Raw genomic sequence first — 23,870 nt, 5'->3', positions numbered from 1 at the left:
CCCCGTCGTCTCAGCCAAAGTCCAGCTCGGCATAATGGGGCGCGGGATGAATACCCGGAACCTGATCGGCCAGAACGCTGCGAAAGGCCGGGCGCGACTTGATGGTGGCATACCAGCCCGTGACCGCCTCGGACCGGTCCCAGTCAACATCGGAAATATAGTCCAGACAGGACAGATGTGCCGCCGCAGTGAAATCGGCCAGCGACAGCGTGCTGCCCGCCAGCCAGCGGCGCTGTTCCAGCAGACCGGCCAGATAATCCAGATGATCCTTGACCGCCTTCAGCCCGGCCTTGACGGCGCGGGAATCGGGGTATCCGGCGCGGGTGATCTTTTTCCACACCCGTTCTTCCAGGATCGGCTGCGTGACCTCGTGATAGAACTTGTCGTCGAACCAGGCGCACAGGCGGCGCACCTCGTGCCGGCCGGCGGCATCGGGCGGCATCAAGGGCGGCTGCGGCACGGTTTCGTCCAGATATTCGCAGATCGCCTGACTTTCGGCCAGCATCCGCCCGTCGATGCGCAGCACCGGCACCTTGCCCGCCGGATTACGGCGCAGCAGTTCGGAATTGCCTTCCCAATAACGATCTTCGGCCAGTTCGACCTCGATCCGCTTTTCCGCCAGCACCAGCCGCACCTTGCGGCAAAAGGGCGACAGGGCGGTGTGATACAGGCGGGGGGTCTGGCTGGGCGTGGTCATGGGCTGCTCGTCTGGAATGGCGCGGTGATACCCCTCGCCGCCGGGCAGATCAACTGCCCGACGCCCGGACGGCTTATTGTTTGCTGGCGGTCATGGCCCCCTGAATCAGAGAGGGCGCGCCCTCGGACAAGGGCCTATACTGATAGGCCAGCCCGGCCTCGGCCCCGCCGGGGCCGTAAAACGCGCCATTCGCACTGTGAAAGCCCCCGTTATGGCGCGGCCCGTCAGCCGACACCTGAACAAACCTCGTGCCATAGCGTTCCTCGCGGATGCCGCCGTCCTCGATCGTCAGCGACCCGGACAGGCGATGAAACGGTGCGTCCCCGGTGGCGGCTGATACGTCCCGGATGGTATAAGACCCGGTGCCATCGGTCAGATTTGCGGTCATCGTGGCGGTGCCGGTGAATTCGGTCGTCACAAGGCCCTGACCCTCGACATAGGTTTGCGAAAACCCGGTCGAACTGCCGCTGTAGCGCGCCGTCCCCGAGGTGGGCATCCGCGTCGCCTCGCTGCCCAGGGCACCGGCAATCAGCGCGCCATCGGCACCGGCCACCAGCACCTGCCGCACGAACCTGCCTTCGCCCGAAACGCGGATGCGGTTGCCCTTGTCATCCGAAACCCAGCGATCCTGCGCGAATTTCCCTTTGTATCCAAGCGAAAACTCCGCATCAATCGTGCCTTCGCCAGAATCTACCTGCACAGCGTTCGAACTGATGATCGAGGTTCCGCCATCCGCTCTTTGGCCTATGGCCGCCAGTTGCATCTGGGTTTGTCGCGGGTTGTCGAACGGGCTGGCGACAGTGCCGCCACCACCACCACTGCCGCCGCAGGCAGCAAGGATCAGGATCAGGCCAAGGGGAATTGCGATGCGAAACATGAAAGCGGTCCCTGCTAAAAACACTCACGCTTTCGTTATCGCATCCTTGCCCGAACCGGCAACGGCTGTCGCCAAATCTGGTTAATCAGTCCCGCGCGGGCAGGGTAAAGCACGCCGCCCGCCCGTCGCGCAGGATCGTGGCCGCGCCGTCGGCGATGGCGGCAGACCGGCGCGACTGGCGCGGGCTGCGCAGCTTGGGGGCGGGCAGAACGGCGGCCAGCCGCGCCGATTGCGTGGCGGTCAGCCGATCCGGGGTGGTGCCGAAATAATGCGCCGATGCCGCGTGGATGCCGAACACGCCGTCCCCGAATTCGGCGATATTCAGATAAACCTCAAGAATGCGGCGCTTGCTCCACAAGGCTTCGATCATCGGCGTCAGCAGGGTCTCCAGCGCCTTGCGGGTCCAGCTGCGGCTTTGCCACAGATACAGGTTCTTGGCGGTCTGCTGGGTGATGGTCGATGCGCCGCGACGGCCGCCGGAATCGATCACCCGGCGGATCTCGACCATATCAAAACCCCAGTGATGGCAGAAATTCGCATCCTCGGCCGCGACGATGCTGCGGGCCAGCACGGGCGAGACATCGCGCAGCCGGGTCCATTGCCGTGGCGCGGTCGCCTCGCGGGCGATGGTGAGGGTGGTCGGCGGGTTCACCAGCGCGAACAGCCCGACCAGCACCAGCATCACCACCAGCGCCCGCAGGGTCAGCCAGCGCAGCCAGCCCAGCACAAGGCGCAACAACGCCCGCCGCCGGGTGGCGGGCACGGGCGGGTTACTGCGGGCGGCGGTCTTGCGGAACATGGGCCGCATCTGTCATGCGGCCCGCCCTTGCGTCAAGGCGATCAGGCGTCGCGCGGATGCACCTTGGGCACGTCGCTGGTTTCAGCGGGTTCCGCTGCTGCCGCTGCCTGCGGCGCGGCATGGCCCGACAAGGCATCACGCAGCCGCGCCTCGTCTTCGTGCGACAGCGAGGTTTGCAGCACCCGGCCCCGGCGGTGAAAGCCCCCCAGCCGCTCCAGCACCTTGTCGGCGGTCATCTTGCGGATCAGCACAAAGACCGCCGAGCCGCCCGGCTGCAAGGCATGGCCCGCCTGCCGCATGAAATCATCGTTGATGCCCACGTCGCTGAACCGCCCGGCCAGCGCGCCTGCGCCTGCGCCCACCGCCGCGCCAACCAGCGGGTTCAGGAACAAAAGCCCGACCAGCGCCCCCCAAAAGCCGCCGCCGACAGCCCCCGCCGCCGTCAGGTTCACCGCCTGATGCAGTTGAATATCATCGGCAGAGGGCCGGGTGACGACCACGGCATCGCCCAGTTCGATCAGATATTCCTGCTGCATCTTGACCAGTTCGGTGCGCAGCTCGAACCCGGTCGCTTCGTCGTCAAAGGCAATCGCCAGCAGATCGGCCATGATGCGTCCTTTCTTGTCTGAACCAAAAGGTCAACACAGCGCGCCGCGCGCGGGTTCCGCCGTGAAATTGCATTCCTGGTTCAGTTTACGGTAACAAAAGGAAAAAATCCCGGAAGACATTGTTTTTTCTGGAAAGTCGGTTCATTAACGTCGGCCTGCCCTTGCGTCATCATGCCGATGTGATGTTATAGGCCATAACGCAACCGAAGGGCGATCAAAACTGGCGCTTTGGGGCGTTCGCCGGGCATGATGCCTGTTTTGGGGCGGATGATGCGGGTCGCACGGCCATATCGTGCCGCATCCCGGCCAAGGTCTGGCACGCCGGTGCCCGCAGCCAGTGGCTTGGCTGCGGCCCGGTTCAGCCGGGACAGCTGGTTCCTTTCTGGGGTGGGGACGGGCTGTAACGGGTCAGGGGGGCTTTTGGCCCCCCTGATGCTTATCACTCGGCGGGAACGGCCGCCAGATCGTTCACATCCGCAATCGGATGCGACAGATGCGGCAGCATCTCTTTCGGGCAGATTTGCAGGAAATTGGCCTTTTCCTGATCCCAATCCGCCAGAATCGCCGCCGCGCGCAGCGATCCGGTTTCCGCGTGGTGGCGCTCGATCAGGCCGCGCAACTGCGTTTCCCAATGCGCCTGCGTCACCGGGCACAGCACCAGTGTTTCGGCGTTGATGTAATCGCGTGCCACGCCACCCGGATCATACAGATAGGCCATGCCCCCGGTCATCCCCGCGCCAAAGTTCGCGCCGATGCGGCCCAGGATCACCGCCACGCCGCCGGTCATATATTCGCAGCCGTTGGTGCCGCAGCCCTCGATCACCACCTTGGCGCCGCTGTTGCGGACGGCAAAGCGTTCCCCGGCCCGGCCCGCCGCGAACAGGAAACCATCGGTCGCGCCATACAGGACCGTGTTGCCGATGATGACGTTATCGGCGGCGGTCAGCGGGCTGGCCATCGGCGGGCGCACGGTGATGGTGCCGCCCGACAGGCCCTTGCCCACATAGTCGTTGGCATCGCCCGAGACCTCGATCTTCAGCCCCGGCGCGGCGAATGCGCCCAGCGATTGTCCCGCCGATCCGGTCAGGCGCACGGTCAGGTGGTCGGATTGCAGGCTGTTGCGCATCCCGTATTTCTGCACGATCATCGAACTGGTGCGGGTGCCGATGGTGCGATGCGTGTTGCGCACGGCATAGGACAGCTGCATCTTTTCGCCATCGGTAAAGAACCGTTCCGCATCGCGGATGATTTCCGCATCCAGCGTGTCGGGCACCGCATTGCGCGGGCGCGAGCGGTCGTAAACGATCTTGTCCCAGCCATCGACGGTAATCAGCAGCGGGTTCAGGTCGAGATCGTCCAGATGCGCGGCCCCGCGGCTGACCTGAGTCAGCAGATCGGCGCGCCCGATCACCTCGTCCAGCGACCGCGCACCGATGGCGGCCAGCAATTCGCGCACCTCTTGCGCATAGAAGGTAATCAGGTTCACCACCTTGTCGGCGCTGCCGTTGAACATCGCGCGCAGCTTTTCATCCTGCGTGCAGACGCCCACCGGGCAGGTGTTCGACTGGCACTGGCGCACCATGATGCAGCCCATGGCGATCAGTGCGGCGGTGCCGATGCCGTATTCCTCGGCCCCCATCATCGCGGCCATCACGATGTCGCGCCCGGTGCGCAGGCCCCCGTCGGTGCGCAGCGTCACCCGCTCGCGCAGGCGGTTCATCGCCAGCACCTGATGCGCCTCGGTCAGGCCCATTTCCCAGGGCAGACCGGCGAATTTGATGCTGGTCGCGGGGCTGGCCCCGGTGCCGCCGTTATGGCCGGAAATCAGGATCACATCGGCCTTGGCTTTGGCCACGCCCGCCGCAATCGTGCCGACCCCGGACGAGGCGACCAGTTTCACCGTGATCTTGGCGCGCGGGTTGATCTGTTTCAGGTCATAGATCAGCTGCGCCAGATCCTCGATGCTGTAAATATCATGGTGCGGCGGCGGCGAAATCAGCGTGACGCCGGGCGTGGAATGGCGCAGCCGCGCGATCAGCGACGTGACCTTCATGCCGGGCAACTGCCCGCCCTCGCCCGGTTTCGCGCCCTGAGCGACCTTGATTTCCAGTTCCTCGCAGGCGTTCAGATATTCCGCCGTGACCCCGAACCGCCCCGACGCCACCTGCTTGATCTTGGCGCAGGGGTTGTCGCCATTGGGCAGCGGATGGCTGTGCGCCGGGTCTTCGCCACCCTCGCCGCTGTCGGATTTCGCGCCGATGCGGTTCATGGCGATGTTCAGCGTCATATGCGCCTCGGGCGACAGCGCGCCAAGGCTCATCCCCGGCGTCACGAAGCGCTTGCGGATCGAGGTGATGCTTTCCACTTCCTCGATCGGCACCGGCTTGCCCAGCGGCTTGATGTCCAGCAGGTCGCGGATGTGGATCGGCGGGTTCGCCCGCATCGCGGCGGAGAATTGTTTCCACACATCATAAGACGCGCGCTCGCAGGCCAGTTGCAGCAGGCGCATGGTGTTCGCCTCCCACGCGTGTTTCTCGCCCGAGCGGCGCATTTTGTAGAAACCGCCCACTGGCAGCAGATCGGCGCTGTCGCTGTGGAACCCCTTCTGGTGGATTTCCTCCAGCTTGGCTTGCAACCCGTGAAGACCGATGCCGGAAATGCGGCTGTGCATACCGGGGAAATATTCCGCCACCATGGCGCGCGACAGGCCCACGGCCTCGAAATTCAGCCCGCCGCGATAGGACGAGATGACCGAAATCCCCATCTTGGCCATGATTTTCAGCAAGCCGCCGTCAATCGCCTCGCGATAGCGGTTCATTGCATCGGTCAGGTTGCTGTCCAGCAACCCGCGTTCGATCCGTTCGGCCAGGCTGTCCTGCGCCAGATAGGCGTTGACCGTGGTCGCGCCACAGCCGATCAGCACGGCGAAATAATGCGGGTCGATACATTCCGCCGACCGCACATTGATCGAACAAAAGGTCCGCAGCCCCTTTTGCACCAGCCAGCTGTGCACGGCGCTGGTGGCCAGAATCATCGGCAGCCCGATCCGGTCCTGTCCCTGCGCCTGATCGCTCAGCACGATGTGACCGGCGCCGGAACGAACGGCATCCTCGGCCTCGGCCCGGATGCGGGCCAGCGCCCCGGCCATGGCCTCTGGCCCGGCGCCATCGGGGAAGGTGCAGTCGATCTGCGTGACAGTGCCGGCGAACATGCGCATCAATTCATCGAATTCGCCATTCGCCAGAAACGGGCTTTCCAGCAGGGTGATTTCCGTCTGCGCGCTGGATTCATCCAGCACGTTTTTCAGGTTGCCGAACCGGGTCTTGAGGCTCATCACCCGCGTTTCGCGCAGGCTGTCGATGGGCGGGTTCGTCACCTGGCTGAAATTCTGGCGGAAGAAATGCGACAGCGGCCGGTATTGCTGCGACAGCACGGCGGCGGGGGTATCGTCGCCCATGGATGCCAGCGCCTCTTTGCCGTCCTCGGCCATGGGGGCCAGAACCTGTTCCAGTTCCTCGATGGTGTAGCCGGCGGCGATCTGGCGGCGGTGCAGGTCTTCGCCGGTGAACAGCGCGGTTTCAGGCAGCTTGGCCATCCCGTCCGAGGGCTGCGCGACCTTTTCGATCCACTCGCCAAAGGGCTGGCTGGCGGCCAGACGGTCCTTGATGTCGGTGTCGTGATACAGCTTGCCCTCGTGCATATCGACGGCGATCATCTGCCCCGGACCCAGCGCGCCCTTTTCGCGGGCGGTGGATTCGTCGGTCGGCACCATGCCCACCTCGGACCCGGCGATCAGCAGGTTGTCGCCCGTCACCACATAGCGCATCGGGCGCAAGCCGTTGCGGTCCAGCCCGCCGCAGACCCAGCGGCCATCGGTCATGGCCAGCGCGGCGGGGCCATCCCACGGCTCCATCACGGCGTTGCAATAGGCATACATGTCGGCCCATGCCTGCGGCATGTCGGTGGTCGCCTTGGACCAGGCCTCGGGGACCAGCATCGTTTTCGTCATCGGCGCGCTGCGGCCCGACCGCACCATCACCTCGAACACGGCATCCAGCGCGGCGCTGTCCGACGAACCGGCGGGGACGATGGGCTTGATGTCATCGGCCATATCGCCGAACGCGCTGCTGGCCATGCGGATTTCATGGCTGCGCATCCAGTTCAGATTGCCCTTCAGCGTGTTGATTTCGCCGTTATGGGCCAACATGCGGAACGGCTGCGCCAGCCACCACTGCGGGAAGGTGTTGGTCGAATACCGCTGGTGATAGATCGCGAACGCCGATTCAAAGCGTTCATCCTTGAGGTCGGGGTAGAATTCCGCCACCTGCTCGGCCAGCATCATGCCTTTATAGATGATGCTGCGGCAGGACAGCGAACAGAAATACAGCCCCGCCACCTGCGCCGCCACGGCCGCGCGTTCGATGCGGCGGCGGATGATATACAGCTCGCGTTCGAACTGATCCTGGTCGATGTCCTTGTCGCAGCGGATCAGGATCTGTTCGATTTCCGGGCGGGTGGCATTGGCCTTTTCGCCCAGAACGCTGGTGTCCACCGGCACATGCCGCCAGCCATAGATGTAATGGCCCATGCGGATGACTTCGGTTTCCACGATGGTCCGGCAGCGTTCCTGCGCGCCGAAATCGGTGCGCGGCAGAAATACCTGACCGACGGCGATCAGCTTGTCCTTGTCGGGTTCGTGGCCGGTGCGGCGGACCTGATCGTAAAAGAACGGCACCGGGATCTGCACATGGATGCCCGCGCCGTCGCCGGTCTTGCCGTCCGCATCCACCGCGCCGCGATGCCAGATCGCCTTCAGCGCGTCGATGCCGTTCTGCACTACCTTGCGGCTGGGTTTGCCATCCAGATCGACGACAAAGCCGACGCCGCAGGATGAATGTTCGTCCTCGGCCCGATACAGGCTGTGTTCGGCCATCCAGTCGCGGCGGGCCTGTTCTTGTTCTTGCCAGTTGCTCATAGCCGGGCCTTTCCTTGGGAAAGCTGCGTCATCAGCATGTCGCAGTCGTATTGAGGGGTGATGCTGCCGAAACCGGGTTTGCCGGGAAAGGCAAAGGTCACGGGGCTGTCATTGCTGTTCACGGTCGCGCCGGTCCAGTCGGTCGAGGTTTCCACCCCGCCATAGAACCGGCCCATCACACGGCTGATGAACTGCTGGCCGCTGCGGGTCAGCATGGTTTCGCCGTTTTCAAAGCGGGTGGTCAGCTGGAACCGGGTCTGTTCCAGTTCGACCCCGTCGATGATGACGGTTTCGCCGGTCAGCTCGTCCCAGCCCTGATGGTGCAGCCGCTCGCCGCTGTTGGAAACGGTCCAGAAATCGAAATCGTCGCGCCCGGTTTCGATCAGCCGCGACAGGCTGGCATGGGCCTCGGCCTCGTCCTCCAGCGTGTCGGTCATCCCGACCGTGGGCGAGGCGGATTCGATCCAGCGGGTTTCGGCGTCGATCACCGACAGATAGGTCAGCCCGTCCTGCGAAAAGATCGCGCTGCGCTGATAGCCTTCGGGGTCGGCGTCACAACGGAAATGCTGGCTGACGGTGCAGCCGCGGTTCTGCACTGTCACCTCTAGCCGGCAGCCGGCGGGGGGCGTGAACTGTCCGGCGGCATGGCCGGGCAGGGCGGGCAGAAAGGTCAGCATCGCTGACATTGCCGCAACGGCCAGCGCGCGCCGGCTGTGTACAGCCTGTGTACAGCCTGTGCATGATCTGTGCATCATCTGTGCCGCCCTATTCCGCCGCAACCCGGTCAGCGCCGGTGCCCAGAAAGGCGGCGATGCTGTCGGCGGCCTCGCGCCCGTCGCGGATCGCCCAGACAACCAAAGATGCGCCGCGCACGATGTCGCCCACCGCATAAACGCCGGGCAGGCTGGTGGCATGCGTGCCAAAGCTGGCCTTGATCGTGCCCCAGCGCGTCACCTCCAGCCCGTCCACGCCCCACAGCTTGGGCAGATCCTCGGGTTCAAAGCCCAGCGCCTTGATGACCAGTTCGGCGGGTTCGTCGTAATCGGCGCCCTCGATCAATTCGGGGCTTTGACGGCCCGACACATCCGGCGCGCCCAGCCGCATCTGCTGCACCCGCACCGCGCTGATGGCGGGGCGTTCGCGGTTGATGGCGCTGTCGGGGCCGCTTTGCCCCTCGGCCGCGCCGACAAAGCTGCCCGGAGCGGTCAGCCAGACGAATTCGACGCCTTCTTCCTCGGCGTTCTGCACCTCGCGCTGCGATCCGGGCATGTTCGCGCGGTCGCGGCGATACAGGCATTTCACCGATTGCGCGCCCTGACGGATGGCGGTGCGGACGCAATCCATCGCCGTGTCGCCGCCGCCGATGACGATGACGCGCTTGCCCTTGGCGTTCAGCTCGCCATCGTCGAAATCGGGCAGGTCATCGCCGAATTCCACCTTGTTGCTGGCGGTCAGGTAATCAATCGCCCGCACCACGCCGCCGGCATCGGCATTGTCGATGTCCAGATCGCGGGTCTTGTAAACGCCGGTGGCGATCAGCACCGCATCATGCTTGCCCCGGATCGCGTCAAAGGAAATATCCTCGCCCACGTTGCAGTTCAGCACGAAGTCCACCCCGCCATCGGCCAGCAGGGCGTTGCGGCGCATCACCACATCCTTTTCCAGCTTGAAGCCGGGGATGCCATAGGTCAGCAGCCCGCCCGCGCGGTCGTAGCGGTCATAGACCGTCACCTGAAAGCCCATGCGCCGCAGCCGGTCGGCAGCGGCCAGACCGCCCGGCCCGGCCCCGATGATGCCCACCGATTCGGCGCGTTCCTGACGCGGGGCGATCGGCTGCACCCAGCCCTGTTCCCAGGCGGTGTCGGTGATGTATTTTTCGATGGCGCCGATGGTGACGGTGCCATGGCCCGACTGTTCGATGACGCAATTGCCTTCGCACAGGCGATCCTGCGGGCAGATGCGGCCGCAGATTTCCGGGAAGGTATTGGTTGCCTGCGACATGGCATAGGCTTCCTGCGTGCGCCCCTCGGCGGTCAGACGCAACCAGTCGGGAATGTTGTTATGAAGGGGGCAATGCGACTGGCAATAGGGAACCCCGCATTGACTGCACCGGCTGGCCTGTTCTTTCGCCTTGGCATCGGCGAATTCGCGATAGATTTCGTGGAAATCGTCGCTGCGCTCGGCTGCGCTGCGCTTTTCGGGCATCTCGCGCTGGGTCGAGACGAATTTCAGCATCTTCTGCGTGGCCATGGCTGCGCCCCCAAATGTTAACGGGTGTTGCGCGTTGCTTATGCCATGGTTCGGCAGATGAAAAGTCAGTCGTGCTGACCTATCTGCGGGATTTTTGTGGGCTGGGCGAAAAAATCCGCATCAGCCCGCCAATAATAGGTCAGTCTTGCTTACCAACCTGCGGCCAGCGCCAGCAGGACAACGGTCCCCACGATGATCCGCCACCAGCCAAACAGCGCATAGCCGTGCCGTTCCAGAAAGTTCAGCAGCCAGCGCACCACGATCACGGCGCTGATCGTTGCGCAGATAAAGCCGATGGCGACATTGCCCATGGCCGCGCCGTCCAGAATGTCGCGGTTCTTGTAAAGATCATAGGCAAAGGCGCCCAGCATCGTGGGCATGGCCAGAAAGAACGAAAATTCCGCCGCCGACCGTTTGTCCGCGCCCATCAGCAGCGCGCCGACGATGGTCGCGCCAGAACGCGATACGCCGGGGATCATCGCAAGGCACTGAATAAACCCGATTTTCAGCGCCATCGGCAGGGGAAATTCCTCGGGGCGGTGATAGATGGGGGTGGTGGACCGCTTGTCCACCCACAGCAGGATAAAGCCGCCCAGAATCAGCATCACCGCCATCAGCGCCGGGGTTTCGAACAGCACCGTCTTGATGAAATCATGCGCCATGACCCCGATCACCACGGCAGGCGCAAAGGCGATCAGCACGGCGGCGATGAACCGCCGCGATTCCGGGTTGTCGGATGCGGTGGCCAGCAGATGCGCGATGCGGCGGGCATAGACCCCCAGCACCGCCATCACCGCGCCAAGCTGGATCAGCACCTCAAAGGTGCGGCCCGGCGAATCAAAGCCCAGAAAGTGCCCCGCCAGCAGGATATGCGCGGTCGAGGAAACCGGAATGAACTCGGTCAGACCCTCTAGCACGCCGAGGATCGCTGCAACAATCGTATTATATTCCATGATATTAGCCGTGGCGCAGGTTTTGCGCCGATTCCTTGATCTCGTCATATTGCCCCGAGGGGCGGAACGGCCACAGATAGCTGTCGATCACGGCCTCGGCAGCGACGGGTTCGATGCCCAGATCGGCCAGCGTGCGCGCGCCTTCGGACACGACGTTATCATGCCGCATCAGCCGCACGAAATCGCGGGTCATCACCCGGTTCGTGACCAGCCCGCCGGTCAGGGTCTGCACCAGATCCAGCGCCCCGCCGGCGATGCCGGCAAACCAGAACGGCATTTTGAACAGGCCACGCCGCCGGCGCGCGCTGTGCAGCGCCTGACGCACGATGTCATCGACGGTCAAAATATCCGGGCCGCCCAGTTCGTAGATGCCCGGCTGGGCCTGACCGTTCACGGCCTTGGCCGCGGCCTTGGCCACATCGCCGACATAGACCGGCTGCATCCGGGTCGCGGCCCCGGCAATCGGCAGAATCAGCGGGAAAATCTTGGTTTTGCGGGCGAATTTGGTGTAAAGCCCGTCCCCCTCGCCAAAGATGGCCGAGGGGCGCAGGATGATCGCATCAGGGCGGTGCTGGCGCACGGCCGCCTCGCCCTTGCCCTTGCTGGCGGCGTAATGGCTGGCGGCATCCGGGTCGGCACCGATGGCCGACAGATGCACCATCACCGGCACGCCCATTTCCGCCGAGATACGGGCCACGCGCGCCGCGCCGTCATGCTGAACCGGCTCAAAGTCGTTCTTGCCCTCGCGCACCAGAATGCCCACGCAGTTCACCACCGCATCGGCATCCGCCATGGCCGCGCGCACCGATTCGTCATCGCGGATATTGCACAGAACCGGCACCACCTGCCCCACGGCGCCATAGCCGCGCACGAACAGCGCCTCGTCCGGGCGGCGCACGGCGATACGGATGCGCCAGCCTTGTTTTGCAAGGATGCGGGCGATCTGCCGCCCTACGAAGCCTGAACCGCCATAGATCGTGACCAGCTTTGACATCGGCTGTGCCCTTTCATCTGCCTGCCTTCTGATAACCCCGCCAGCCTGCCACGGCAAGATTTCCCGAAGGTTTTCACGCAGCGCCAAAATGATGAAGATTTTTTGCAAGAGGCCGTTGACACCCCCCGAACATCCCGATACATCCCCGCCTCACGCAACCGGCCCAGGTGGCGGAATTGGTAGACGCGCACGGTTCAGGTCCGTGTGCCGCAAGGTGTGGAGGTTCGAGTCCTCTCCTGGGCACCATTGCCAATCAGCAACCCCAAGGATCGCAAGATTCTTGGGGTTTCTTCGTTTCCGGGCGCCGGTTTGGCGCAGGCCCCGCACCGGCCTTGCGGCAGAATGCGGCGATCAGGTCGGGAAACCGCGCCGCCCGCCGCGGATGTTTAGGCCCGCATTCGCGCCTTGGGCAGCCCCCCCCTTCTGCCCGGAAATCAGCGACAATGGGCCAGCCGACCAAGCTCTGACTTGACAGAGGGCTGATCTGGGTAAAGCCTTGTCGGGTGTCTGCGCCCTGCGCGGGCGCTGCGTCATCGTTCGGGGAGGGACGGATGGGGCTGAACATCAGCAAGCGCGACTGGGAGGAATTTGTCGAACTGGGCAAGGTGCCGTCGCGCATTCGCGAAGACGTGCTGGCCAGTTGGCGGCGGTCCAATCATGCGGGGGTGGCGAATTCCGCCAGCGCGCCTTTGCGCAGCGACAGCGAACTGCTGACCGCGCGGGCGGTCGCGCGGCGCTTGCGCAAGGGGGCGGATAACGCCCTGGCGCGGGCGAATTACCTGTTGGCGCATACGGGCAATATCGTGCTGCTGTGCGACCGTTTCGGGGTGGTGCTGGATGCGGGGGGCGATTCCGGCACTCTGGCGATGGGGCGCGAAAACCACCTGCATCTGGGCGGAGACTGGACCGAACAGGCCATCGGCACCAATGCCATCGGCACGGCGCTGCATCTGCGCCGCCCGGTGACGATCCGCTCCGTCGAACATTTCTGCGAGGCGATCCAGCGGTGGAATTGCGCCGCGACGCCGATCACCGATCCCGGCACCGGGGCGCTGCTGGGGGTAGTGGATATTTCCTGGCCCGATGGTCTGGCGCAGCCCAATGCCGCTGCGCTGTCGGCGGCCTTGGCCGCGCAGGTCGAATCCGACCTGACCCGGATGCTGGCGCTGGAACATGAAACGCTGATCGAACGGCTGCACATGCGCCGCCTGCGGCGCGGGAATGAACCGATGCTGATGATGGATCGCGGCGGCAACGACGTGTTCGCCACCGAAGGATTCCAGCGGTTTTGCGACGACGACGCGGCGCTGAGCGCCTTGCGGGCGCGTATCCCCGATCTGATCGACCAGCCGCCTGACACCATCGCCGAGGCGTTAAGCGATTGTATGCCCGGCACCGATCTTGAGGTGATCGGCTCGCCGGATGAGGCCATCGGGGTGATGATCTCGCTGCGCAGGCGGCGGGCGGCCAAGGCTGATCCGGGGGCGGAACTGACCCGAATCGGTCAGGCAGGCCCGGTGTCGGCGGCGCTGTGCGCGCAGGCCGAGCGGCTGGCGCGCACCACGATTCCGCTGTTGATCGAGGGCGAGGCGGGCGTCGGCAAGACCTTTCTGGCGCAGGCCATCCACCGCGCCAGCCCGCAGGCGCAAGGCCCGTTCGAAATGATCGACTGTTCGATCCTGACGGCGGCCACCCTGCGCGAGGATCTGGCGCATGGGGCGCGGCTGACGCAGGGCGGGGCGGGCGGGGTGCTGTGCCTGAACGGTCCCGGTTCGGCCGGTGACGAGGTGCAGAAACTGCTGCTGAGTCTGGTGGAAATGGCCATTCAGGGCGGCAGCCGGATCATCGCGCTGTCCAGCCGCCCGCTGTATCCGGCGATGCAGGCGGGCGAGTTTCGCAGCGATCTGTATCACCGTATCGCCGCTGCCCGGCTGAATATCCTGCCCCTGCACGAACGCCCCGAAGAAATCGCCGCGACGCTGAAAATGATGACCCGCCATCATGCTGATACCACGGGCGGGCGGAACCTGAATTTCACCTCGGGGGCGATGGCGGCGCTGCAATCCTATCGCTGGCCCGGCAACCTGCGCGAGATGGCGAATCTGGTCGCCATGCTGGACGCGCTGTCCTCGACCGGGCTGATCGACGTGCAGACCCTGCCGCCCGAAATTCGGACACCTGTCCGGCAGCGATCGGACGACACGCTGCGCGATGGCGAACGGCTGCGCATCCTTGAGGCGATCGAGGCCGAGGGCGGTAATTTGTCTCGTGTTGCCAAGCGGTTGGGCATCGCGCGTTCGACGCTGTATCTGAAACTGGACAGCTTTGGCATCCCGCGAAACCAGCGCGATTGATTTCGCGTCCGCAGCGTGACCGTCAGAGCGTTCGACAATCGGACAACCACGATGTGACGAAAAAACCAACCTGAGATTGCGCGATGCAGCCCGCATCGCGTGATGTGAAGGGAGGACGTCACATTGCCACTCGATAAGAAAAATGACCGGACCGTGCAGGTGCTTGGCATCGACGCGGGCGGAACCATGACCGACACGTTCTTTGTGGACAGCGACGGTGATTTCGTCGTCGGCAAGGCACAATCGACCCCGCAGAACGAGGCGCTTGGCCTGATCGAATCCAGCCGCGAGGGGCTGGAGCACTGGGGCCTGTCGCTGGAAGACGCGCTTGGCTCGATCCAGACCGGGGTTTATTCCGGCACCGCGATGCTGAACCGCGTAGTGCAGCGCAAGGGGCTGAAATGCGGCCTGATCGTCAATGCGGGGATGGAGGATTTCCACCGCATGGGCCGCGCGATTCAGGCCTATCTGGGCTTTGCCTACGAAGACCGGATTCACCTGAACACCCATTATTTCGACGAACCGCTGGTGCCGCGTCAACTGACCCGTGGCGTGATGGAGCGGGTAGACATGTTCGGCAGCGTGGTGATCCCCCTGCGCGAGGATGACGCCGTGACCGCCGCGCGCGAGCTGATTGCGCAGGATGTGGAAGGGATCGTGATTTCGTTCCTGCACAGCTATAAGAACCCGACCCACGAACGCCGTGTCCGCGACATCGTGAAAGCCGAGATTGAAAAGGCGGGTAAGGACATCCCGGTTTTCGCCTCGACCGACTATTACCCGGTGCGCAAGGAAACCCATCGCACCAACACCACCATTTTGGAGGCTTATGCGGCCGAACCCTCGCGCCAGACGCTGAAAAAGATCAGCTCGGCGTTCAAGGACAACGGCTCGAAATTCGATTTCCGGGTGATGGCCACGCATGGCGGCACGATTTCCTGGAAGGCCAAGGAACTGGCGCGCACGATCGTGTCCGGGCCTATCGGCGGCGTGATCGGCGCGAAATACCTGGGCGAAGTGCTGGGTTACAAGAATATCGCCTGTTCCGATATTGGCGGCACGTCTTTTGACGTCGCGCTGATTACGCAGGGCGAATTGACGATCAAGAATGACCCAGACATGGCCCGGCTTGTTCTTAGCCTCCCCCTCGTGGCCATGGACTCGGTCGGCGCCGGCGCGGGCAGCTTTATCCGGCTGGATCCCTATACCAAGGCGATCAAGCTGGGGCCGGATTCGGCAGGCTACCGCGTCGGCGTATGCTGGGCGGAATCGGGGATCGAGACGGTGACGATTTCGGATTGCCACGTCATCCTTGGCTATCTGAACCCCGACAACTTCCTGGGCGGTCAGGTGAAGCTGGATCGCGAACGCGCCGTCAAGGCGATGAAGGAACAGATCGCCGACCCGCTGGGCCTGTCGGTCGAAGATGCCGCCGCCGGTGTCATCGAACTGCTGGACAGCGACCTGCGCGACTATCTGCGCAGCATGATTTCGGGCAAGGGTTACAGCCCGGCGTCGTTCACCTGCTTCAGCTATGGCGGGGCCGGTCCGGTTCACACCTATGGTTATACCGAAGGTCTGGGCTTTGAAGATGTCATCGTTCCGGCATGGGCGGCGGGCTTCAGCGCCTTCGGCTGTGCGGCGGCGGATTTCGAATACCGCTATGACAAATCGCTGGATCTGAACATCGCCGAGGATGCCAAGGACGAATTGAAAGCATCCGAGGCCAAGGTCCTGAACGAGGCATGGGAGGAACTGACCGAGCGCGTTCTGGAAGAATTCGAACTGAACGGCTATACCCGCGAACAGGTCACGCTGACGCCCGGTTTCCGGATGCAATACCGTGGCCAGCTGAACGACATCGAAATCGAAAGCCCCATCGAACACGCGACCAATGCCGCCGATTGGGACAAGCTGGTCGATGCGTTCAACGATACCTATGGCCGCGTCTATGCCGCTTCGGCGCGTTCGCCGGAACTGGGCTATTCGGTGACGGGCGCGATCATGCGCGGCACCGTGCCGATCCCGAAACCCAAAATCCCGAAAGAACCCGAAGTCGGTGCCGAACCGCCCGAGGAAGCGAAACTTGGCACCCGCAAGTTCTATCGCAAAAAGAAATGGGTCGATGCGCAGCTTTACCAGATGGAAAAGCTGCAACCCGGCAACCGTATCACCGGCCCTGCCATTATCGAATCCGACGCGACGACCTTCGTTGTCCCCGGCGGCTTTGAAACCTGGCTGGACGGCCACCGCCTGTTCCACCTGAAAGAAGTGTGACGGGCAAGGGAGGAAATCACCATGAATGTGCAAACCAAAGTCAAAGGCATCGTCCGTGGCGGTCAGACGCTGAAACAGCACCGCGACGAAATCATGGATGCCACGAAAAAGACGGGCAGCTATGCTGGTCTGAAAAAGATGGAACTGCGCGACAGCGATCCCATCATGTATAACAAGCTGTTTTCGCGGCTGCGTGCCGGTGTCGTGGACGCCCGCGAAACGGCCAAGAAAATCGCCGCCAGCCCCATCGTGGAACAGGAAGGCGAGCTGTGCTTTACCCTGTATAACGCGGCGGGCGACAGCATCCTGACCTCGACCGGGATCATCATCCATGTCGGCACCATGGGTGCGGCGATCAAATACATGATCGAAAACGACTGGGAATCGAACCCCGGCATCAATGACAAGGACATCTTCTGCAATAACGACGCGCTGATCGGCAACGTCCACCCCTGCGATATTCACACCATCGTGCCGATTTTCCACGAAGGCGAGCTGATCGGCTGGGTCGGCGGCGTGACCCACGTCATCGACACCGGCTCGGTCGGGCCGGGGTCCATGTCCACCGGGCAGGTGCAGCGGTTCGGGGATGGCTATTCCATCACCTGCCGCAAGATCGGCGAGAATGACGAGCTGAAGCGCGACTGGCTGCATGAATCGCAGCGGATGGTGCGCACGACCCGCTATTGGATGCTGGACGAACGCACCCGTGTCGCCGGTTGCCACATGATCCGCAAGCTGGTCGAAGAGGTCATCGCCGAGGAAGGCATCGACGCCTATTGGAAATTCGCCTATGAGGCGGTGGAACACGGCCGCATCGGCCTGCAAAACCGCATCAAGGCGATGACCATTCCGGGGAAATACCGGCAGGTTGGTTTCGTCGATGTGGCCTATGACCACGAAGATGTGCGCGTGCCCTCGGATTTCGCCAAGGTCAACACGATCATGCACACGCCATCGGAAATGACGATCCGGCCCGATGGCACATGGCGGCTGGATTTCGAAGGCTCATCCCGTTGGGGCTGGCATACCTATAATGCCCATGCGGTCAGCTTTACATCCGGCATCTGGGTGATGATGACCCAGACCCTGATCCCGACCGAGATGATTAACGACGGTGCCGCCTATGGAACCGAATTCCGCCTGCCGAAAGGCACATGGATGAACCCTGACGACCGGCGGGTGGCCTTCAGCTATGCGTGGCACTTCCTCGTGTCGTCCTGGACATCGCTGTGGCGCGGGTTGTCACGCAGCTATTTCGGCCGCGGCTATCTGGAAGAGGTGAACGCGGGCAACGCCTATACCGGCAACTGGCTGCAAGGCGGCGGGTTCAACCAGTATGACGAAATCCATGCCGTCAACAGCTTTGAATGTGCCGCCAACGGGGTCGGTGCCAGTGCCGTGGGTGATGGCATCAGCCATGCCGCCGCAATCTGGAACCCCGAAGGCGACATGGGCGACATGGAGATCTGGGAACTGGCCGAACCGCTGCTGTATCTGGGCCGCGAGATCAAGGCGTCGTCCGGCGGTGCCGGCAAATATCGCGGCGGCTGCGGTTATCAGTCCCTGCGCATGGTCTGGAACGCCAAGGACTGGACGATGTTCTTTATGGGCAACGGCAATATCAGCACCGACTGGGGGCTGATGGGTGGTTATCCGGCGGCATCCGGCTATCGCTTTCAGGCGCATGATACGGGGTTGAAGGAGGCCATTGCCTCGGGCGGGAAAGTTCCCTCGGGCGGCGATCATGATCCGCAGAACCCGGTCTGGGATGCGATGTTGCCCACCGCGAAAATCAAGCGCGACAAGCAGGCCATCACCACCGAGGCGATGTTCAAGGATTACGATCTGTATCTGAACTATATGCGGGGCGGTCCGGGCTTTGGCGACCCGCTGGAACGTGATCCGCAGGCGGTGGCCGATGATGTGAACGGTGGCTATCTGGTCGAGCGTTTTGCCGCATCGGTTTACGGCGTGGTTCTGACAAAGGCAGGCGATCATTTCGCCGTCGATGAGGCGGCGACTCAGACCAGGCGTGCCGACATCCGCAAGGCCCGACTGGCCCGCGCCGTGCCGACCCGCGACTGGATGGCCAAGGAACGCGACCGTATTCTGGCCAAGGATGCGGGTTTGCAGGTGCAACAAATGTTCGCCGCCAGTTTTAAGCTTGGCCCGCGTTTCGAGCAGGACTTCCGCACATTCTGGGATCTGCCCGATGACTGGAAACTGCTGGAAGAGGATCTGCCGATCCCGTCCTATGGCCGCGAATATTCGATGGATGTCAGCGAGTTGCCCGACGTGAAAACCGTCAAATTCGTGGATGAATAACGGGCGGCGCCCTCGGGCGCTTCCCCCCGCAACAGGAGGAAATAATGGCTTACACCAAGGCAAAGATCAAAGACCTCGTTGATGGCACGATCGACCGCGATACCTTGCAGACCATGCTGTCCACACCCAAGGACAAAGAGCGGTTCGAGATGTATCTGGATATTTTGCAGGAACAGGTGCCCTGGGATGACAGGATCATCCTGCCGCTTGGGCCGAAACTGTTCATCGTTCAGCGCAAGGCGGACAATAAATGGGTCATCAAATCCCATGCCGGGCACGAATTTTGCGACTGGCGCGAAAACTGGAAACTGCATGCGGTGGTTTATGTCCGCGAAACCGCCGCGGATATGGAAGAGTTGTATCCCCGCCTGATGGCGCCTTCGACCGACTGGCAGGTGATCCGGGAATATTACTGCCCCAAATCCGGCGACCTGCTGGATGTCGAGGCCCCGACCCCGTGGTATCCGGTCATCCACGACTTCGAACCCGACATCGACGCCTTCTACAAGGATTGGGTCGGACTGCCGATTCCCGAACGCGCCTGAGCAGGGCGGAATGCAGACGGGGCGCCAAGTGGCGCCCCGTTTTTTGGTGGGGTGAGATGTTATTCAAGTGCAAAGCAGACGACTTGATCTGACATTTCCGCCCTTGCCAAGCGCAACATTTCCGTCAGTTCAAGAGTATCAATCACCCTGCGGTGGCAGCCGCTGCGAAACGGTGCTGGCAGCTTGGGGTGTGCCGAACATGTTGTTATTGGCCGGGGAAAACGGCCCGGCAAGACATGTGCGCGCCTTGGCAATGCCCGCGCCGTTCATGCGCAGCAGCAGGGGATGCCCGTAATGGTTGCGGAACCTGCCCGTCCGTCTGGGTGTTGCGCCTCTGATTCCCTACAAAAACGCCCAACAATTTGACAAAGATCAAGGTGTGGCTTGCCAGGCCATGCGATTGTGATCGGCGACATCCCAGCCTTTCCGCCAGGACAGATCATCCCGACACGAGGGCCTGTCATGCCGCGATTCCAAACATCCTGCCTGTTTCTGCTGGGCGCCACGGTTTCCGTATCAACGCCTGTTTCCGCCCAGACCATCCTTGAGGAAATCACCCTGATCGGCACCGGCTTGCCGACCGAGGTGTGGAACAACCCGGCCTCGATCACCGTCCTTTCCCAGGATACCCTGCGCGAGCAGGTTCCGGTTTCGGTGGCCGAGTTGCTGCGCGATGTGCCGGGGGTTCAGGTTTCCGAAGAAGGGGCCGAGCGTATCGCCATTCGCGGTGAAACCGCGCGGCGGGTTGCCATTCTGATCGACGGGCAAAAGCTGACCGATCATACCAATTACGGTCAGCCGATCCTGATCGACCCGACCACCATCGAACGGATCGAGGTGGTGCGCGGGTCGTCATCGGTCGTGTCGGGCAGCCGGGCGATCGGCGGGGTCATCAACATCATCACCAAACGCGGGGCGGATGTGCCGCTTCAGGTCGATCTGTCGGGCGGCTATCTGTCGGCGACCGATGGGCACCGGCTGTCGGCCACGGTCTCGGGCCGGCGCGCGGCGGGGGCGGGCGAGATCGACTATCGGTTAAGCTGGGGCCGGATGGAGCAGGGCAACCGCCAGACTCCGCTGGGGGAACTGGCGCAGTCGGATATGTCCGACCGCAACCTGTCGGCGCATCTGGGCTATCGTCAGGGGGCGCATTACATGGGGCTGAAGGCGCAGTCCTATGATCTGGCCGCCAATGTCTATACCGGCGACCCGGAGTTTCTGATCGGCATCCCGGACCGGGATCTGCGCAAGGTTTCGGCCTTTTACGAAGGCACCGACCTGGCCCCATGGCTGACCCGGCTCAGCGCCGATGTTTACGGCCAGCGTGTTGACCGGCTGTTCGAAAACGATGTGACCACCGCGGCCGGGCCGTCGCGGGTGAATGTGGTTTCGACCTCGGATGACCGGCAAGAGACATGGGGCCTGAACCTGCGCGCCGAAATGCGCCTGACCCCCAACAGCCGCAGCGTGGTCGGGCTGGAATACGAAGACGACCAGCTGGCATCCGACAAGCTGAGCCGCTTTACCATCACGCCGCCGGGCATGACCACGACAACCATCCGCTGGGACGAGGCGCAGATCCGCACCCTGTCGGTGTTCGGCCAGCACGAAATCGACCTGACCGATCAGGTCGCGGCGACATTCGGCGCGCGCTGGTATGATGTGGATGCGCAGCATCTGGCCTCGACCACCAACGGGGTGACGAACCCAACCTCGCGCAATGGCGATTCGCTGGCGCTGGCATCTGCGGGTGTCGTCTATACCCCGTCCGAGCGCGTGGCGCTGCGGGCGAATCTGTCGCAGGGCTATATCTATCCGACGCTGGGTCAGTTGTTCCTGACCACCACCGGCGGCGGGCTGACGCTGACCGGAAACCCCGATCTGCTGCCCGAAACTTCGACCACGTTCGAACTGGGCGCGCGCTATGACGATGGCGCGACGATGATCGACGCGACGCTGTTTCATACCAACGCCAAGGATTACATCGCCACGATCTCGGACGGGCGGACCGGCACTTATCAAAACGTCAACCGCGCCAAAAGCTGGGGGCTGGAACTGCATGCCGAACATCAGCACGCCGGTTCCGGGCTGACGCCTTATGCCTCGGTCGCGGTGCTGAAACGCGAACTGACCTATAGCAATGGTTTCACCACCGCCGACAGCGGCAGCCCCGAGGTTTCGGGCCGTCTTGGGGTGCGCACCACATGGCAGCACGGCAGCATCGACGGCACCTTCGATCTGTTCCTGCGCGGCGAAAGCGGCGTCAGGATGCGCGATGACAGCGCGGCGCTGATCGGATCATCGGGCGGCTATGCCACGCTGAACATGCGCGGACGGGTCAACTTTGGCAACGGCCTGTCGCTGGTGGCCGAGGTCAACAACCTGACCGACCGCGCCTATGAACCCTATGGCCAGATGCCGGGGGCCGGGCGTTCGGCCAACCTGTTCCTGACCAAGCGTTTCTAAGGGGCTTGCCATGATAAAGACCGTTCTGCTGCTGTTGACCCTGACAGCGGATGGCGAAATCCGCGTCAACCTGACCGAAACCGAGGGGCCTGACGATTGCGAGGCGCGGCAAGATGTCGTCACGCAGGTTCTGACCGGGGCGGGCATGGCGCCGCTGCACGCGATCTGCGGGCCAAGCGCGCTGCGGCTGACGCCTTTCGACCATGCCGCCCTGGCCGAGGATGAAAACCACCGCTATCGCGTCGAACTGCCGCGCGCGGGCGGGTTTACGATCCGGCCGCTGTCCGGGGACGAGGGCTGCGACCCTGCGCCCGACGCCGATCCGGCGGTCTATTGCGCGCGCTCGTCGCAGGCGGTCATCGACGATCCTTCGTGATGAGCGCGCGTCCCCAGATCACCGCCCCCGCCGGGCCACCCACGGTCGAGGGCCTGTTCGCCGAAACCGGCGGCGACCCGCTGGCATCGGCCTTTCCGGGCAAGCGCGCGGTTCACCCGTTCATCGGCATGGTGCCGGTTCCCGAAGCGCAGGTCGCCGCCAACTGGGCCGGGCTGCATGGCCAGCGGCGCAAGGAACGGGCGGTCGGCTATGTCCATGTGCCGTTTTGCGAAAACCACTGCCTGTTCTGCGGCTTTTACCAGAACGCATGGCGCGCGCGGGATGGCGGCCCTTATGTCGATGCCGTCATCGCCCAGTTGCGCGGCTTTGCCGCCACGCCCGCGGCCGAGGGGCCGCCGCTACAGGCCGTTTATCTTGGCGGCGGCACACCGACCGCGCTGGCGGGGCGCGATCTGGCGCGGCTGATTGCCGCGATCCGCCGCTATCTGCCGCTGACCCCGGATTGCGAAATCACGCTGGAGGGGCGCATCCATTCCTTTGGCCGCGACAAGGCTCTGGCGGCTTATGACGCCGGGGCCACGCGGATTTCGCTGGGCGTGCAAAGCTTTACCGACAGTATCCGCAAGCCTCTGGGCCGCAAGGCGTCGCGCGGCGAGGTGATTTCCCTGCTGGATCAGCTTGTGGCGCTGGATCGCGGCGCGGTCGTGATCGACCTGATCTATGGCCTGCCGGGCCAGACGCCCGAACATGTCGCCGCCGATGTGCGGCTGTGCGCGGAACTGGGGCTGGACGGGCTGGATCTGTATTCGCTGAACCTGATCGGCGGCACGCCTTTGCTGGCCGCGATCGAAAAGGGCAAGATGATCCCCGCCCCGGCCCCCACGCTGGGCACCTATTTCGCGGCGGGCGAGGCGGCAGCCGAGGAATCGGGCTGGGTGCCGATCTCGACCACGCATTGGCAGGGCAGCCTGCGCGAACGCAATGTCTATAACCTTGCGGTCAAGACCGGGGCGGATTGCCTGCCCTTCGGGGCCGGGGCAGGCGGGTTTCTGAACGGGTTCAACTATCGCATCACCAGCGATCTGGATGATTTCGCGGCGCGCGGCGGTGATGCGGGCCATTGCCTGACGCGGGGGATGATGCGCCAGCCCGCCATGGCCCCGGTCAGCAATGCGATCAAATCGGGGATGGAGCGCGGCCTGCTGGACATGGGCCGGGCCGAGGCGGCGCTGAACGTGGTTTCCCCGCAGGCGCGCATGAGCGTGGCGGATCATCTGGCCCCGCTGCTGACGCAATGGACCGACGCCGGGCTGCTGGTGCCGCATTACCGTTTTCACAAACTGACCCGTGCCGGGCGGTTCTGGCAGGTCGCCATGACCGGGCGGCTGCTGACATGGCTGGGCCAGCATC

General features: G+C 63.5%; 16 protein-coding genes and 1 tRNA gene. 8 read left to right on the top strand and 9 right to left on the bottom strand.

The genetic code is table 11. From position 1 onward, the window contains the following. Nucleotides 1-10: 10 nt before the first annotated feature. From Q4G14_RS12540 to Q4G14_RS12500, 9 genes are all read right to left on the bottom strand, one after another. Nucleotides 11-697, bottom strand: coding sequence for a glutathione S-transferase family protein (locus Q4G14_RS12540; protein WP_303362094.1), 687 nt, complete (start codon nt 695-697; stop codon nt 11-13). A 73-nt stretch (nt 698-770) separates the two neighbouring features. Then, on the bottom strand, nt 771-1,574 hold the full coding sequence (locus Q4G14_RS12535; RefSeq protein WP_303362093.1) for a hypothetical protein: 804 nt from the start codon (nt 1,572-1,574) through the stop codon (nt 771-773). A gap of 85 nt (nt 1,575-1,659) precedes the next feature. After that, a complete protein-coding gene (mtgA, locus tag Q4G14_RS12530) occupies nt 1,660-2,373 on the bottom strand; it encodes a monofunctional biosynthetic peptidoglycan transglycosylase (RefSeq protein WP_368661366.1) in 714 nt (237 codons plus the stop codon). Nucleotides 2,374-2,414: 41 nt separating this feature from the next. Further along, nucleotides 2,415-2,981, bottom strand: a complete 567-nt coding sequence (locus Q4G14_RS12525; protein WP_303362092.1) for a DUF1269 domain-containing protein — start codon at nt 2,979-2,981, stop codon at nt 2,415-2,417. Between the two features lie 439 nt (nt 2,982-3,420). Continuing rightward, nucleotides 3,421-7,956: a glutamate synthase large subunit gene (gene gltB, locus Q4G14_RS12520; RefSeq protein ID WP_303362091.1), complete on the bottom strand. Its 4,536-nt coding sequence runs from the start codon at nt 7,954-7,956 to the stop codon at nt 3,421-3,423. Beyond that, the gene (locus Q4G14_RS12515) at nt 7,953-8,633 is read right to left on the bottom strand and encodes a hypothetical protein (RefSeq protein ID WP_303362090.1); all 681 of its coding nucleotides are present in this window, start codon (nt 8,631-8,633) and stop codon (nt 7,953-7,955) included. The genes gltB and Q4G14_RS12515 overlap by 4 nt, the downstream gene beginning before the upstream one ends. Before the next feature lie 88 nt (nt 8,634-8,721). Continuing rightward, nucleotides 8,722-10,206: an NAD(P)-dependent oxidoreductase gene (locus tag Q4G14_RS12510; RefSeq protein WP_303362089.1), complete on the bottom strand. Its 1,485-nt coding sequence runs from the start codon at nt 10,204-10,206 to the stop codon at nt 8,722-8,724. Between the two features lie 149 nt (nt 10,207-10,355). After that, nucleotides 10,356-11,162, bottom strand: coding sequence for an undecaprenyl-diphosphate phosphatase (locus Q4G14_RS12505; RefSeq protein WP_303362123.1), 807 nt, complete (start codon nt 11,160-11,162; stop codon nt 10,356-10,358). Nucleotide 11,163: 1 nt separating this feature from the next. Next, a complete protein-coding gene (locus Q4G14_RS12500) occupies nt 11,164-12,153 on the bottom strand; it encodes a complex I NDUFA9 subunit family protein (protein WP_303362088.1) in 990 nt (329 codons plus the stop codon). 161 nt (nt 12,154-12,314) lie between these two features. Between Q4G14_RS12500 and Q4G14_RS12495 the strand changes: the two genes are divergently transcribed. The 8 genes from Q4G14_RS12495 to hutW form a co-directional block, all read left to right on the top strand. Further along, nucleotides 12,315-12,399: transfer RNA gene (locus Q4G14_RS12495), tRNA-Leu, on the top strand. Nucleotides 12,400-12,704: 305 nt separating this feature from the next. Then, entirely contained in the window at nt 12,705-14,507 is a 1,803-nt protein-coding gene (locus tag Q4G14_RS12490; protein WP_303362087.1) for a sigma-54-dependent Fis family transcriptional regulator, read from the top strand. Nucleotides 14,508-14,660: 153 nt separating this feature from the next. Beyond that, nucleotides 14,661-16,784, top strand: coding sequence for a hydantoinase/oxoprolinase family protein (locus tag Q4G14_RS12485; protein WP_303362086.1), 2,124 nt, complete (start codon nt 14,661-14,663; stop codon nt 16,782-16,784). Nucleotides 16,785-16,805: 21 nt separating this feature from the next. Next, a complete protein-coding gene (locus tag Q4G14_RS12480; RefSeq protein WP_303362085.1) occupies nt 16,806-19,112 on the top strand; it encodes a hydantoinase B/oxoprolinase family protein in 2,307 nt (768 codons plus the stop codon). 44 nt (nt 19,113-19,156) lie between these two features. Continuing rightward, the gene (locus Q4G14_RS12475; RefSeq protein WP_303362084.1) at nt 19,157-19,657 is read left to right on the top strand and encodes an acetone carboxylase subunit gamma; all 501 of its coding nucleotides are present in this window, start codon (nt 19,157-19,159) and stop codon (nt 19,655-19,657) included. A 462-nt stretch (nt 19,658-20,119) separates the two neighbouring features. Continuing rightward, nucleotides 20,120-22,123: a TonB-dependent receptor gene (locus tag Q4G14_RS12470; RefSeq protein WP_303362083.1), complete on the top strand. Its 2,004-nt coding sequence runs from the start codon at nt 20,120-20,122 to the stop codon at nt 22,121-22,123. 10 nt (nt 22,124-22,133) lie between these two features. Further along, nucleotides 22,134-22,499, top strand: a complete 366-nt coding sequence (locus Q4G14_RS12465) for a hypothetical protein (protein ID WP_303362082.1) — start codon at nt 22,134-22,136, stop codon at nt 22,497-22,499. Further along, nucleotides 22,499-23,870: heme anaerobic degradation radical SAM methyltransferase ChuW/HutW (gene hutW / locus Q4G14_RS12460; protein WP_303362081.1), on the top strand; the 1,372-nt coding region annotated here is incomplete at its 3' end. The genes Q4G14_RS12465 and hutW, both read left to right, overlap by 1 nt.

Source organism: Paracoccus sp. (in: a-proteobacteria), assembly GCF_030538755.1.
In the GTDB taxonomy this organism is placed as follows: Bacteria; Pseudomonadota; Alphaproteobacteria; order Rhodobacterales; family Rhodobacteraceae; genus Paracoccus.
Note: the sequence above shows the minus strand (reverse complement) of the source record. Positions and strands in the feature narration are given on the sequence as shown.